Origin of the sequence: Sphingomonas sp. IW22 (assembly GCF_041321155.1) — a bacterium.
In the GTDB taxonomy this organism is placed as follows: domain Bacteria; phylum Pseudomonadota; class Alphaproteobacteria; order Sphingomonadales; family Sphingomonadaceae; genus Sphingomonas.
The window spans coordinates 206,390-219,537 of record NZ_JBGGWB010000001.1; the positions used below are offsets into that span (position 1 = coordinate 206,390).

Below are 13,148 nucleotides of genomic sequence, written 5' to 3' on the forward strand. Positions count from 1 at the left end.
CCAACATTTTGGGTTGCTTGGTCGGCGTTCAACGCGAGTGAAGAACGCCACATAACGCGATTCTCAAACGATCGTGTCACGAACGCTCCGGAGGTCCTCGACGAACCGCCGATATTCTTCACCCGCACGCACGCTATCCGGAATACGAAGGAGGAAGCTGGGATGAACCGTGATGAACCCGCTCGTTCCATCCGCCAAAGTCAAAACCCGCCCCCGTTCGCGTGAGATGGTGACAGTCTGGCCCGTCAGCGATCGCGCCGCAGTTGCCCCCAATGCGACCGTCAAACGCGGCGTCAGCAGCATTCGTTCCTGCTCGATCCACCAGCGGCAGGCATCGATTTCCCCAGCATCAGGTTTGGCATGAATGCGCCGCTTGCCGCGCGGCTCGAATTTGAAGTGCTTGACCGCGTTGGTCACGTAAACGGACGCACGGTCGATACCCGCCTCTCCCAACGCGCGGTCGAACATCTGCCCGGCCGGGCCGACAAAGGGGCGACCGGCCAGATCCTCCTGATCGCCGGGCTGTTCACCAACAAACATGATCGCGGCGTCGAGCGGACCTTCACCGAAAACGGTCTGCGTTGCAGGGCGATAAAGGGGGCATCGCGTGCACCCGGCGGCTTCGTCACGCAGCGCAGCCCAAGCCCCTTCAATATTGCCACCGGTCGTCGAACGTGCCGTTTCGATCATTGCTGTCTCCCGCGCGCGCGCGCCCGCCACCAGTTCGCCGACCAACGCGGTTTCGGGCATGTTTTTCCAATATTTGCGCGGCATTTCACGCAACATCGCGCCCACCTTCAAACGGGCGGGATTAAAGATGGACGCGTAATAGGTTTTCCAGACCGCTTCGATCGGGTCGCCGTCAGGCGCATCGGCCGCGACCGCGCCCGGTCCTTCGCTCAATGTTTCGGTGTCCCAGTGCAACGAGACTTCGGGCGTCAGGATCGACCAGCGCATCGTGTTGAAACGGTTGACGAAGAACGCCGCATTGGCGCGCACGATGTGATGTTCGGGTTCGAACCAGGCGACAAAGCGTTCGCCCGCATCGTCAGTCACTTCGCGAAAACGCAGAAAGGCGCGCATCTTGTGTATGTCGCGACGGACCGACTTTGCCATTTCCTCCAGCTTGCGCCGCAGCGGGTCGGCCCGGTCGTCAATCAGTCGCGGCTGATCGCGCAACCGTAACAGCAGCGAATAGAGCATCGCAAAGCGTTCGCGATCCGAATGCAGGACGACATCGCGCGCCAGATCGACAAAGGTGCGCGGCACGCGAAAGGCGGCCAAGGCCGGTTCGGGCGGCGGCGCGACTTCAGGCTCTGCGGCGAACAGGTCGTTGGCGTGGCCTGCAACCTGCCAGATCACCCGGTCGGCGGGCACACCCTCGACGGCCAGCGCGCGCGCGGCGTCGCGCCAGCCGTCAAAGTCATCGGGCGCGTCCAGCCGCGCGACGCGAATGCCCACGCCTATTTCGATCAGTCGCGGTCGTCGCCCGGCTCGCTGTCCTCAGCCAGCTCAAGCTCACGCGGCTTGCGCTTCTCGAACACCTTGGCCAGGCGAGCAATCTCATCGTCAGGCAATTCATCGGCGGCTTCGGGGAACATGTCCTCCTCTTCCTCGTCGATGTGATGTTCATAACGGTGGCGCATCTCGTCGAACTTCGACTTCCACTCGTCCGACTCGATGTCGAGGTCGGCCATCTCTTCGAAAAAGTCGTCGATCTCCTTGTGCTCGGCCACCGAATGGCGGGCCTCGTCACGCAGATTGGGCTTGGAGAGCATGGTCGCGTAAAGCGATTCTTCTTCGGCCGCGGCGTGGGCGGTGACTTCGACGCGAAATTCCTCGAACAACTCCTCACGCGCGTCTGGATCGGCGGCATCAATCTGCTTCAGCAGCTTGCGATGCAGGTCATGATCCTTTTTCAGATCGGCAAAGATGCGGGCGTCAGCCATGTCGGGTTCTCCAGAAATCTCGACCGCTCAACACCCCGCTTCTGGCGTCGTTTCATCTGCGAATTGTTCTCATGCCGCGAATAACTCCAACTGCTCACGGCGCGGCGCCACCAGCGGCTTCAGGTCAGCACGGTCGGCCAGCGCGACCGGCCGCCAGCCATCGGCAACGATAAAGGGGCGCACCTTCGCAATCGAAACGGTCAACCGCCCCACATCCTCCAGCGCCAGCCGACGCCAGCGCCGAGCGGACAGGATCGCATTCACCGCCTTGACCCCCAGCCCCGGCACCCGCAGCAAATCCTCTCGCGGGGCGCGATTGACGTCGACGGGAAACCGTTCCCGAAACTTCAGCGCCCAGGCCAGCTTGGGGTCGATGTCCAGCGGCAACATTCCGGTCGCGGGATCGGCAGCGGCGGCGACTTCGGCCGGCGCATAGTTGTAAAAGCGCATCAGCCAATCCGACTGATACAGTCGATGCTCGCGCATTAGCGGTGGGCGCTGAAGCGGGAGCACCGCGCTTGCTTCCGGAATGGGACTGAACGCCGAATAATAGACGCGGCGCAGGCTGAACCGGTCGTACAGCGTGGCGGCCCGGCCGACGATATCGCGATCGGTGGCAGCGTCGGCGCCAACGATCATCTGTGTCGACTGTCCCGCTGGAGCAAAACGCGGGGCAGAGCGATAGCGTTTGCGAGCATCGGCGGTATCGATGATGGCCGACTTCATCTCGCCCATCGCACCCTCGATCCGGGTGGCGGATTTTTCTGGCGCCAGTCGCTTGAGGCCGGGCACCGTCGGCAGTTCGACATTGATCGACACGCGGTCGGCATGCAGCCCCGCCAGCCGCACCAGTTCGGGATCGGCGTCGGGGATCGTCTTCAGGTGAATATAGCCGCGAAACTGATGATCTTCGCGCAGAGACCGCGCGACCTCGACAATCTGTTCCATCGTGTAATCAGGCGACCGGATGATGCCCGATGAGAGGAACAGCCCCTCAATATAGTTGCGCTTGTAAAAGCTGAGCGTCAGCGCCACGACTTCCTGCGCCGTGAAACGCGCACGTCGCACGTTCGAGCTTTTGCGGTTGATGCAGTAGTGACAGTCGAAAATGCAGCTATTCGTCAGCAATATCTTCAACAGGCTGATGCAGCGCCCATCGGGCGCATAGGCGTGGCAAATGCCCATTCCTTCGGTCGAACCAATCCCCTTGCCGCCGGCAGAATTGCGTTTGGTGGTTCCCGACGATGCGCAGGAAGCGTCATATTTGGCGGCATCGGCCAGGATCGCCAGCTTTTCACGAACGTCGAGTTGCGCCATCCGTTCGATATATGTTCGCAGAATGCGGCTGTCGAGCGATTGCCAACATAAAGGCCAAAAACAGCACGGCGGCGACACCGGCCCAGATGCCCAGCCCCATCCACGGGCTGACGCCGAACCATTGGCTGGGAACAGTCCTTATGTCGCCTGGCAGGAAGCGCCCGCGCCACACCCCGTCGATCAGCCCGTGGGGCACGTTCCACGCCGCCATGATCTCTGCCGACGCGATGGTCAGGTTGATGCCGATGCTCACCGCCAGCAGGCCCGACAGCAACCAACGGTCCAGCCGTCCCGCCCGCGCCCACAGCATTGGCAGTACCAGCGCCAGAAAGGTAACCGCCGGCATCGCATGACGCGGCCCGGTCGAGTTGCCGCCGTCCCAGTATACATAGGCCGCGTTGTAAAGCACCGCTGTCACCGCCCCGACACTGGCCAGTATCGCGAGTTCGCGGGGGCCGAACCGCCACGCGCGCAGAATGCCGATGGGCGCGACCAACAGGATCGGCGCCACCCACAGCAGCCCGCGATGCGTACCGAACAGGATTTCGCTGACCAGCGACAGCCGGGGATAGGTCAGCCCGAACAACCCCTGCTCCATGCCCTCCCACCCAACGACGCTTTGATAGCCAAGATGAAAGGGATCGCCGAACGCGGCGACATTATAGGCGAGCAGCGGCATCAGCCCTGCCGCGCCCGCGACCACCGCTTTGCCCGTGGCGCGGACCGCCCCTGCACCGCCGAGCATCCGCATCCGCCACAGCGCGAACAGCCCGACCGGAATGGCGAACAGCAGCGCTGTGTGCTCGATCAACAACGCTAGTCCCAGCGCAAATCCGGCAATGGCGGCATCATATCGGCTGCGGTCGCGATCGGTGCCCTTGGTCACGAAACGAACGGCGATGATCAGCAGCGAAGCCACGGCCGCATGACCGAACAGCGTGGTTGCCCATCCCCATAACGGGGTACCGAGCGCGAAGCTGAGCGCCGCAAACGCCCCCGCCCCGATCGATCCGGTCGCCCGGCGGCCTGTATCCATGAGCGCCACTGCCGCCAGCGCCAACAGGGTCGCGTTGATCGCGGCTGCCGCTGCCCATTGGCGAGCGATCAGATAGCGATCGAACGGCCCGCTACCGATCGACAGGCTCTTACCCGCGACACGGTCCCCCGTCACGCGATCGACCGCAGCGACGACCGGCGCGGCCAGCAGCGTCATGCCGGGCGCCTTGTCGAGGTAGAAATGCTGGCCAAAGCGCGCCTTGTCGATCGTCAGATGCTGGAACTGATCGATGGTGGCATCGCCTTCCTCGACGATCGAAATCGCGGCGAACAGCCGTACCGCATTGTTCGGGTTGCCATGCCATGACCCGAACCACGCCGCAGAAATCCACACCAGAGCGAACAGCAGCACGGACGACGAACGGCTCATCGCTGTGGGTTAGCGAAAAGTGGCTCGTACGCCAACCAGCCATGGTGCGCCGCAACATAAGGGTTTAGGGCGAGCATATGAAAAGCACGTCCATTCCACCCTACGCCGCCTGGGCGCTGCTCGGCACGGAAACCTGGCTTTTGGGAATGGAGGCTGCGGCCGTCATTGCCACGCGCATACACGGCTTTGCTTGGTCAAAACCCGGCGCAGACCGCGAAGCGACGCGGATGGTGGAGGAAAAGCTGCAATCTCTGGCCGAACTGCAATGGGCGTGGATGACAGGGGCAATGGGCACCACCCCCCTGTCAATCTCGCAAAAGACGATCAGCCATTACCGCAAGAAGGTGGGCGCCAATCACCGCCGCCTCTCGCGCTAACCGCTTTAGTCATCGAGGACGTTCTGCGCCTCACGACGCGCGCGGCGATCGACCTTGTTGATCGTCGCGGCCTGACCGAAGCAGCCGGTGGCGCCGCCGATGCCGACCGCTGAACAGCTGCCGATACCCGAATCACCTGCGCGCAACGTCTCTTCCTGACGCACCGCCCATGACCGGTTTTCGGGCGTGATTTCCAGCTCGCGCAGCTCCTGCGGAATACGGAAACGCTCCGCCTCGCTCTTGCGGACGCACACCACGATTTCCTCCCCGTCCGCATTGGTCGGGCAGCGGTCGTTACCGTAGATATAGAGCACACCGTTCTGGGCGGCATTCTGGGCCAATGCCGGCATCGGCGCCAGCGTAGCGCCAGCCAGTCCCGCGGCAGCAATCATGACCAATTTCAACGACATGAAACTTCTCCTACCGCAGGAAACGCGTCAAGCGACCGCGAGTGCCAAATCCAGCCTATCAAATGCGTTTGGAAAGCGCGATGGCGGCGCGACACCCCGCCCGGATCGCCGCACTCAACACCGGATAAGCGGGCGCCTGTTCGGCACCAGCGGCCAATGCGGCTTCCTTATGCTCAAGCTCCTCAGCCTGAAACTCCCGCACATGGGCGGAAAGCTCGAGGTCCGCGTCACCCAGATCGGCCAGCTGATCCTCATAATGTTTATCGATTTCGGTCTCGACCGCTGCCGTGCAGGCCATGGCCGCTTCGGGACCGATTGCGGCTGTCACTGCGCCAAGCGCGAAACCGGCCACGTTCCAGAATGGCTGCAACAACGTCGGCCGCACACCGCGTTGGACGATCAACCGGTCGAAATAGGCGCGATGCCGCTCTTCCTGCTGCGCCATGCCCGCGATTTCAGGGGCATGCGGTCCCCGGTCACCCAATATGGCGAGCTGTCCGGCATAGATGCGCGTGGCACCATATTCACCAGCCTGATCGACGCGGATCATCGATTCGATCTTCTCGCGCCGGTCGCCCGGTCGCCAACGCTGCGCGATAGTTGTCATGCCCTGTGCCTTTTCCATGCGAGCGCCAAGATGGCGATCGCACCGCCCAGCGAAAAGATGGCATTGAATCCGGCTAGCGAAATACCGCCAAGCGTCCATTGCGCCACGTCGCAGCGGATGATCGGTCGCGATAATATGTCCGCCAGCAAGTCGCCGCCGCGCGCCGGAGGAGCGGTGCAGGCGGTAATGCCATCCCACCAGTGATATTCGACCCCGGCATGAAATACGCCGATCGCGCCGCTGACCGCGATGGCCAGTGCTGCCAACGTCACCAGCATCCGCTGCAACCCGCGGTTCGACACGACGAAGGCTAGCAGCGCGGGCACCAGCGCCGCATAATGGGGCCAACGCTGCCAATGACACATTTCGCACGGATACAGCCCGCCCACATATTGCGAGCCCAGCGCACCAGCCAGCAGCGCTGCAGGCAGGACCAGCGCCAGCCCGCGCGCAGTCGACAACGAACGGTCCATCGCGCTCAGCGCTTCGCCGGCTTGGGCCGGGCAACCGCCGCCATCTGCTGCGGCGATCCCAGTTGTGCGATGGTTTTGACGGCGTAATCCAGCTGGAAATCCTCAACGCCGCGCTTTTTCAACTCCTCGGTCGTAGCGGCAAAGCGCGGGTCGGTCTTGGCGTCTTCCTCCAGCACCTTGTTATCGACCTTGGCCTCGTTGATCAGATGGCGGCGCAGATCGGCTTCGCGGAACACCGGCCGCGTCTTGTAATCCTCGTCCGACAGCTGCGGCACGCCCAGATCCGGCTCGATCCCGCCTTCCTGCACCGAACGGCCCGAAGGCGTGAAATAGCGCGCGGTGGTCAGCCGCAGCGCGTTTGACGGGCCAAGCTGAAGCAGCGTCTGGACCGATCCCTTGCCAAATGTGCGCTCACCCATGACGATCGCGCGGTGGTGATCCTGAAGCGCGCCGGCGACGATCTCGCTGGCGGACGCGGTGCCCGCATCGACCAGCACGATGATCGGCAGACCGCCCGTCACGTCACCTGGCCGGGCGTAATAACGCTCGATATCGGCCTTTTCACGCCCGCGCTGCGAAACGATCTCACCGCGTTCCAGGAAAGCGTCCGACACCTCGATCGCCTGGGTCAGCAGCCCGCCGCCATTGGAGCGCAGGTCGATGACATAGCCGGTCGGCTTGTGCCCCAGCGACTTGTCGATCGCCATGATCGCCGCGCGCGTGTCAGCGCCGGTGGAGGCGGAAAAGGTGTTGATGTTGACGACGCCGACGCCATTCTTGATTTCCCACTTCACCGGCTTCTGCACGATGATCTCGCGCGCCATGGTCAGTTCAAGCGGCTTGTCGCGACCCGGACGGACGATTGTAAGCGTGACCTTGGTGCCCGGCTGCCCGCGCATATCCTCGATCGCTTCGTCCAGCGCCTCGCCAAAGATCAACTTGCCGTTGATGTGAGTGATATAATCGCCCGCCTTGATCCCGGCGCGGAATGCCGGTGTATCCTCGGTCGGAGCGATCACCTTTACGGCGCCATCCTCCTGCGTGACGGTCAGGCCCAGGCCGCCATAATTGCCCTCGGTCTGGATCCGCATGTTCTCGAAATCGAGCGCGTCGACATAGGAGCTATGCGGGTCGAGCGCGGCGAGCATGCCCTGAATCGCGCCCTTGACCAGCGTCTTGTCGTCGACCTTGTCGACATATTCGCCCTTCACGCGATTATAAACGTCCATGAACAGGTCCAGCTCGCGATAGCTGTTGCTGTCGACCTGCGCCATCGCGCCCGTCGCCAGCGGCACCAGCGCGATGGCAGCGGTGGCGGCAAGGGCCTGAAGCATCGGGCGGGCCATGAAACGCTTGTCCTTTCGAATACGCACGACCGTAGAGATAGCGGCAAGTCGCGTGCCAGGCAAAGCGCCCGCGAAGAATATATGGGCGTTCAGCGCAACATCGCCACCAGATCGAACGGCACGCCCCGCCTGCGAAGCTCCACCATGACGCGCGGATCGGCGCCGGTGACGGCACGCCCGATCGGCGCGCCCTGCTCCACGACGTCGCCGCGCCCGACCGTCACCTCGCCAAGACCCGACAACAGGCTGGTCCACCCCTCGCCGTGATCCAGAATGAGGACCGTCGAATAGACGCCGAAGGGTCGCGCAAACAGCACCCGGCCATCGGCGGGCGCGACAACCTGCACCCCCGGCTGCACCGCCATCGTCAGACCCCGCGCGCGGATGCCATTTTCACTTATTTCGCCAAGGCCCGTGACCACGCGGCCCACCACCGGCAGGCGATAGGGCGGCGCGCCGTTCGCCGCATCGCCGGTGGCGCCGGGCCGCAGCAATGGGCCGTCCATTGTCATCAGGCGGGCGCGAACCGTTTCAGCCGCGCTTGCCGCCTGGATCCGGTCGACAATCTCCCGCGCCTCTTCTCCCAGCGCGAGAGCGCGGTCGGATTCGACCAGCGCGCCCCGCGCCAACGTGCGGGACCGCAACCGGCTTTCGGATTCGAGCTGGATCAGCCGCAGCCGCTCCTGCTCCAATCTGGCGCGCCCGTCGCGCAGGCTGGCGGCAGCCAGCCGGGCGCCATTCCGCAGCTGGCGAGTCCGCTCCATTTCCGCGCGCACACTGGCACTGCGCGCCTGAACCACCGGCGCGATCGAGGCCAGCAGCGCGCGGACATGCACGGCATCGCGGGCAGAACCGGGCTGAAGCAGCGCCAGCGACGCGGGGCGGCGTGCCATGGATTGGAGGGCGGCGACCAGCCGGACGGTCGGCGCACGCCGCACCTCCAGCCGGCGCCGCTGCCGTGTCAGCGCCTCGTCCACCAGCCGGATACGCGCACGGGCCGCCGCGATATCCGCCTCCGCCGCCTCCGCCCGCGCGGCCACGGCCGCCTGTTCGCGCCGTGCCCGGCGAGCCGCGTCGGTTGCGTCAGCGGCTTCGCGTTGCAGGCGGCGGGCGCGGGCGCGGGCATTGGCGGACGCGCGATTGGCGCGCTCCAGCTCGGCGCGCTGCTCGGCGATCGATGTCTGTTGCGCGCCGGTCGTGCCGGGCAACAGCACCAGTCCGATCGCCGCCAGGGCAATCGCCCGCCGCATCAACCCTCCCGGTGATAGGGGTGGCCCGCCAGAATGCTGGTCGCGCGCCACAATTGTTCGGCCAGCATCGCCCGCGCCATCAGGTGCGGCCAGGTCATCCGGCCAAAGGCGATCAGCCAGTCGGCCTGTGCGCGTGCGCTATCGTCGAAACCGTCGGCGGCACCGATCAGGAAACGGACCTCCCGCACCCCGTCGTCGCGCCAGCGGCCCAGCCGCTCCGCAAAGTTCATCGAACCGGGCTGATCACCCTTCTCGTCCAGCATGACGACGCGCGTGCCCGGCTCAAGCGCGGGCATCCGCCCACCCGTATCGGGCAGTTCGGTGACGCGGATGGGCCAGCCGATACGCTTCAGATAGCGTTCGACCAGCTCGCTTTCGGGACCACGACCGATGCGCCCGCGCGCAACCACATGCAGCAACATCGCGGGCGCTCTTTGTGCGGGATCAGGACTGAGCGGGCTGCTCGGGCGGCGTTGGTGCCTCCCCAAATGCCCACATGCGTTCCAGATTGTAGAAGCTGCGCACTTCGGGCCGGAACAGGTGGACGATCACGTCGCCTGCGTCGATCAGCACCCAGTCGGCGCTGGGCAGACCTTCGACGCGCGGCGACACGCCGAACTCGCGCTTGATCCGTTCGGCCAGCTTCTGCGCCATCGAAGCCACCTGCCGCGTGGAGCGGCCCGAGGCCACGACCATGAAATCGGCGATGCTCGACTTGCCCGACAGCGGGATCGAAACCGTTTCAAGCGCCTGGTCGTCGTCGAGCGACGACAGGACGAGCGTGTGCAACGCCGCCGCCGGATCGGGGTCGGACGGGGACGAAACGGGACGGGACTGGGTCAATGCTGCTCCTGGGAACGTGCAACGGGTGATAGGGACCGTCGATCGGACATGAAACGACGATGCCAGGCGGGATCGGCGGCGCGAATACGGGTCGCCGAACGGCGGTCAGGGCGGAAGCGCAGCAGCACGAGCGCCGGCAATCTCCACTCGTCCCATCGTCTTGCCTGGCCTGCGGGCCGCACGCCGCGCCGCAACCAGCCCATCGCGGGACTTGCGAGGGCGTCGCCATCATAACCGGGACGGGCCACAACCGCAATCGGGACCGACGACGCGATATCGCGCCACCCCTTCCAATGGTGAAACCCCGCCAGATTGTCGGCGCCCATGATCCAGATAAAGCGCCGTTTGGGGTATAAACCGGGCAGGCGTTTCAGCAGATCGACGGTGTACCGCGTCTTCAACCGCGCCTCGATCGTCGACACGCGAATCGGGGCGAGGCGCGCCATCGCCCGCGCGGACGCCACCCGCGCGGCATAAGGCGCCATGTCGCCGGACGCTTCCTTCAGCGGATTGCCCGGCGATACCAGCCACCACACTTCGTCCAGCGCCAGCGCGCGCAACGCCTGCAACGCGACATGCCGATGCCCGCCATGCGCCGGATTGAACGACCCGCCCATCAAACCGATACGTCTCAACAGCGCACGATCCCCGCACGCGGCGACACGGCGCCAGGACAGTCGACGGGGGCTGAGATCATCACCCGACGCTACGCCCTGCCCGCCCCCGCTTCAAGCGCGGGTCTGGCCAGTCCCTCGCACCTGCCACTTATAGGTCGTCAGCCCCTCCAGCGCGACGGGACCGCGCGCGTGCAGCCGCCCCGTGGCGATGCCGATTTCCGCGCCCAGCCCGAACTCGCTGCCATCCGCGAACTGAGTCGATGCGTTCCACATCACGATCGCCGAATCGACGGTCGACAGGAAATGCTCCGCCACCGATTCGTCTTCGGTCACGATGGCGTCGGTATGATGAGAGCTGTGGCGCGCGACATGCGATATGGCGCCCGCTACGCCGTCGACCATCGCCACGCTCAATATGGCATCCAGATACTCGGTGTCCCAGTCGGCCTCCTCCGCAGGCTCGACTCGCGGATCGACAGCGCATGTCGCGGCATCGCCCAACAGCTTGCAACCCGACGCCGCCAGTGCGTCCAGCACGCGCGCAGCCTCTGGAAAGGCGCGGTCGATCAGCAGCGTTTCGGTAGCGCCGCAGATACCTGTGCGTCGCATCTTGGCATTGACCGCCAGCGCCACCGCCTTGTCCGGGTCCGCAGCCCCGTCGATATAGGTGTGGCAAATCCCGTCGAGGTGCGCCAGCACCGGCACACGCGCCTCGGCCTGGACGCGCGCGACCAGGCTCTTGCCGCCGCGCGGCACGATCAGGTCGATCCAGCCCGCACCTGCCAGCATCGCACCGACTGCCGCCCGGTCGGTCGTGTTAACCAGTTGCACCGCATCGCCCGGCAAGCCGCCCGCCTCCAGCCCGGCAACCAGCGCCGCATGCAGCGCACGATTGGTGGCAATCGCTTCGGAGCCGCCGCGCAGGATTGCAGCGTTGCCCGCCATCACCGCCAGCGAACCGGCATCGGCGGTCACATTCGGGCGACTTTCGAAAATGATACCGATCACCCCGATCGGTACGCGCGCCCGCGACAGGAGCAGGCCGTTTGGCCGCGTCGAGCGGTCGATCACTTGCCCGACCGGATCGTCGAGCGCGGCGACTGCCTCAACCCCTGCGGCGATGCTTTCCAACCGCGCGGCATCCAGCCGCAGCCGGTCGAGCATCGCGCCCGACAGACCGTTCGCTGTGGCCCTTTCGAGGTCCGTCGCATTGGCGTCAAGAATTGCGGCCTGTCGCTCGCGAATCGCTGTCGCCGCCGCGCGAAGCCCGGCACGCTTGGCTTCACTCGACATCGCCGCCAATGCCCGCGCGGCGTTTCGTGCCTTGCGGCCGGTATCGGCCATCCATTGCTGCCAGTTGGTCGCTTCCATGGCGATGCTGTCGCGCAATGGCCGCGCGGGTGCAATAAAGATGCGCTCGCCTCGCACAAAGGAAGGCGGTAACATTCGCAACATGTGCGGGGAAATCGAAGCGATCGGCGACTTGGCAACCGGCGGGCTGATGGCCCGCGCGGTAGAGCCGCACGCGGGCAAGGCGCAGGCGGGCGGGCATCACGGCAGCTGCCTGAATTGCGGCACGACGCTGATTGGCGAGCATTGCCATCAATGCGGGCAAGCCGCGCATGTCCACCGTTCCATCGGGGCGATCTGGCACGATCTGCTCCACGGCGTCCTGCATCTGGAGGGGAAATTATGGGGCACGCTGCCCCTGCTGATCACTCGTCCGGGTGAACTCACGCGGCGCTATATCGACGGACAGCGGGCGCGATTCGTCTCGCCCATGGCGATGTTCCTGTTTTCGGTCTTTACGCTGTTCGCGGTGCTGTCGATCCTGGGTATCGCGCCGCCGGCAGACGTGACCAATCCGACGGCACAGGTGGCAAGCGGGCTTGAGGAAGCGAAGAAGCAGTTGGTCGCCACGCGTGCTAGTCAAGCGGCCCGCCTGACCGATCCCGAAGCAAGCGCCGACCGCAAGGCCCGTGCCCGCGAACGCATCGCCGAAATTGACGCGGAGCTACAGGTCATTCGGGATGCCCAGCCCACCTTCCGCCCTGAACGGGCCGAGATTTCGGGGTTCAAGACCGGTTGGAAAAGGCTTGACTATGGCATTGAAAAGGCGTCGAAGAACCCTGGCCTTGCGCTCTACAAGCTACAAGCGAACAGTTATAAATTCTCTTGGTTGCTGATCCCGCTGTCGCTGCCGTTCGTATGGGTGATGTTCGCGTGGCGGCGCGAGTTTCACGCATATGATCATGCGGTGTTCGTGACCTATTCGATCGCGTTCATGTCGCTGCTGTTCATCGTGCTGACCATCCTGGGCGCGATGGGGGTATCGTTGACCATCCTGACGGTGCTGGGCGCGGTCATCCCGCCATTCCACATCTATCGTCAGTTGCGCGGCGGCTATCGCCTGCGTCGGGGGTCAGCGCTGTTTCGCACAGCCCTGTTGCTCGTGTTCATTCAGGTGATCGCGACCCTCTTTCTGATGCTGGTGCTGGGCCTGGGCCTGATCGGATAAGGACGGAGCGGCGAC

At 64.7% G+C, this 13,148-nt stretch carries 15 protein-coding genes; 2 read left to right on the forward strand and 13 right to left on the reverse strand.

The window, feature by feature from the left end; translation table 11 throughout:
* Nucleotides 1-63 precede the first annotated feature (63 nt).
* From ACAX61_RS01020 to ACAX61_RS01035, 4 genes are all read right to left on the reverse strand, one after another.
* A complete protein-coding gene (locus ACAX61_RS01020) occupies nucleotides 64-1,455 on the reverse strand; it encodes a UdgX family uracil-DNA binding protein (protein ID WP_370714866.1) in 1,392 nt (463 codons plus the stop codon).
* 17 nt (nucleotides 1,456-1,472) lie between these two features.
* Nucleotides 1,473-1,949, reverse strand: coding sequence for a hemerythrin domain-containing protein (locus ACAX61_RS01025; RefSeq protein WP_370712974.1), 477 nt, complete (start codon nucleotides 1,947-1,949; stop codon nucleotides 1,473-1,475).
* Between the two features lie 69 nt (nucleotides 1,950-2,018).
* Nucleotides 2,019-3,266, reverse strand: a complete 1,248-nt coding sequence (locus tag ACAX61_RS01030; RefSeq protein ID WP_370712975.1) for a putative DNA modification/repair radical SAM protein — start codon at nucleotides 3,264-3,266, stop codon at nucleotides 2,019-2,021.
* Nucleotides 3,244-4,692 (reverse strand): hypothetical protein, encoded by a 1,449-nt coding sequence (locus ACAX61_RS01035; RefSeq protein WP_370712976.1) that lies wholly within the window; start codon nucleotides 4,690-4,692, stop codon nucleotides 3,244-3,246. Before ACAX61_RS01035 ends, ACAX61_RS01030 begins: the two co-directional genes overlap by 23 nt.
* 77 nt (nucleotides 4,693-4,769) lie before the next feature.
* On the opposite strand from ACAX61_RS01035, the gene ACAX61_RS01040 reads away from it, so the two are divergent.
* Nucleotides 4,770-5,069 (forward strand): hypothetical protein, encoded by a 300-nt coding sequence (locus ACAX61_RS01040; protein ID WP_370712977.1) that lies wholly within the window; start codon nucleotides 4,770-4,772, stop codon nucleotides 5,067-5,069.
* A 5-nt stretch (nucleotides 5,070-5,074) separates the two neighbouring features.
* On the opposite strand, the gene ACAX61_RS01045 is transcribed toward ACAX61_RS01040, so the two are convergent.
* The 9 genes from ACAX61_RS01045 to ACAX61_RS01085 form a co-directional block, all read right to left on the reverse strand.
* A complete protein-coding gene (locus tag ACAX61_RS01045; RefSeq protein WP_370712978.1) occupies nucleotides 5,075-5,479 on the reverse strand; it encodes a hypothetical protein in 405 nt (134 codons plus the stop codon).
* Between the two features lie 58 nt (nucleotides 5,480-5,537).
* On the reverse strand, nucleotides 5,538-6,086 hold the full coding sequence (locus ACAX61_RS01050) for a demethoxyubiquinone hydroxylase family protein (protein ID WP_370712979.1): 549 nt from the start codon (nucleotides 6,084-6,086) through the stop codon (nucleotides 5,538-5,540).
* Entirely contained in the window at nucleotides 6,083-6,559 is a 477-nt protein-coding gene (locus tag ACAX61_RS01055; RefSeq protein ID WP_370712980.1) for a disulfide bond formation protein B, read from the reverse strand. The genes ACAX61_RS01050 and ACAX61_RS01055 overlap by 4 nt, the downstream gene beginning before the upstream one ends.
* A 5-nt stretch (nucleotides 6,560-6,564) precedes the next feature.
* On the reverse strand, nucleotides 6,565-7,905 hold the full coding sequence (gene ctpA, locus ACAX61_RS01060) for a carboxyl-terminal processing protease CtpA (protein WP_370714867.1): 1,341 nt from the start codon (nucleotides 7,903-7,905) through the stop codon (nucleotides 6,565-6,567).
* An 89-nt stretch (nucleotides 7,906-7,994) separates the two neighbouring features.
* The gene (locus ACAX61_RS01065) at nucleotides 7,995-9,155 is read right to left on the reverse strand and encodes a murein hydrolase activator EnvC family protein (RefSeq protein ID WP_370712981.1); all 1,161 of its coding nucleotides are present in this window, start codon (nucleotides 9,153-9,155) and stop codon (nucleotides 7,995-7,997) included.
* On the reverse strand, nucleotides 9,155-9,577 hold the full coding sequence (locus ACAX61_RS01070; protein WP_370712982.1) for a 23S rRNA (pseudouridine(1915)-N(3))-methyltransferase RlmH: 423 nt from the start codon (nucleotides 9,575-9,577) through the stop codon (nucleotides 9,155-9,157). Before ACAX61_RS01070 ends, ACAX61_RS01065 begins: the two co-directional genes overlap by 1 nt.
* 22 nt (nucleotides 9,578-9,599) lie before the next feature.
* Entirely contained in the window at nucleotides 9,600-9,998 is a 399-nt protein-coding gene (gene rsfS, locus ACAX61_RS01075; RefSeq protein WP_370712983.1) for a ribosome silencing factor, read from the reverse strand.
* A complete protein-coding gene (locus ACAX61_RS01080) occupies nucleotides 9,995-10,633 on the reverse strand; it encodes a nicotinate-nucleotide adenylyltransferase (protein ID WP_370712984.1) in 639 nt (212 codons plus the stop codon). The genes rsfS and ACAX61_RS01080 overlap by 4 nt, the downstream gene beginning before the upstream one ends.
* 93 nt (nucleotides 10,634-10,726) lie before the next feature.
* Complete coding sequence (locus tag ACAX61_RS01085; protein WP_370712985.1) at nucleotides 10,727-11,986, reverse strand: glutamate-5-semialdehyde dehydrogenase; 1,260 nt, start codon at nucleotides 11,984-11,986, stop codon at nucleotides 10,727-10,729.
* An 82-nt stretch (nucleotides 11,987-12,068) separates the two neighbouring features.
* On the opposite strand from ACAX61_RS01085, the gene ACAX61_RS01090 reads away from it, so the two are divergent.
* Entirely contained in the window at nucleotides 12,069-13,133 is a 1,065-nt protein-coding gene (locus tag ACAX61_RS01090; RefSeq protein ID WP_528084552.1) for a DUF3667 domain-containing protein, read from the forward strand.
* Nucleotides 13,134-13,148 lie beyond the last annotated feature (15 nt).

Excerpts from the sequence above, each read along its gene's own strand:
- ACAX61_RS01065 (WP_370712981.1), bottom strand. The coding sequence starts at position 9,155 with ATGCGGCGGGCGATTGCCCTGGCGGCGATCGGACTGGTGCTGTTGCCC.
- ACAX61_RS01055 (WP_370712980.1), bottom strand. The coding sequence starts at position 6,559 with ATGGACCGTTCGTTGTCGACTGCGCGCGGGCTGGCGCTGGTCCTGCCT.
- ACAX61_RS01045 (WP_370712978.1), bottom strand. The coding sequence starts at position 5,479 with ATGTCGTTGAAATTGGTCATGATTGCTGCCGCGGGACTGGCTGGCGCT.
- ACAX61_RS01090 (WP_528084552.1), top strand. The coding sequence starts at position 12,069 with ATGTGCGGGGAAATCGAAGCGATCGGCGACTTGGCAACCGGCGGGCTG.
- ACAX61_RS01035 (WP_370712976.1), bottom strand. The coding sequence starts at position 4,692 with ATGAGCCGTTCGTCGTCCGTGCTGCTGTTCGCTCTGGTGTGGATTTCT.
- ACAX61_RS01050 (WP_370712979.1), bottom strand. The coding sequence starts at position 6,086 with ATGACAACTATCGCGCAGCGTTGGCGACCGGGCGACCGGCGCGAGAAG.
- ACAX61_RS01040 (WP_370712977.1), top strand. The coding sequence starts at position 4,770 with ATGAAAAGCACGTCCATTCCACCCTACGCCGCCTGGGCGCTGCTCGGC.
- ctpA (WP_370714867.1), bottom strand. The coding sequence starts at position 7,905 with ATGGCCCGCCCGATGCTTCAGGCCCTTGCCGCCACCGCTGCCATCGCG.
- ACAX61_RS01030 (WP_370712975.1), bottom strand. The coding sequence starts at position 3,266 with ATGGCGCAACTCGACGTTCGTGAAAAGCTGGCGATCCTGGCCGATGCC.
- ACAX61_RS01085 (WP_370712985.1), bottom strand. The coding sequence starts at position 11,986 with ATGGAAGCGACCAACTGGCAGCAATGGATGGCCGATACCGGCCGCAAG.
- ACAX61_RS01025 (WP_370712974.1), bottom strand. The coding sequence starts at position 1,949 with ATGGCTGACGCCCGCATCTTTGCCGATCTGAAAAAGGATCATGACCTG.
- ACAX61_RS01070 (WP_370712982.1), bottom strand. The coding sequence starts at position 9,577 with ATGTTGCTGCATGTGGTTGCGCGCGGGCGCATCGGTCGTGGTCCCGAA.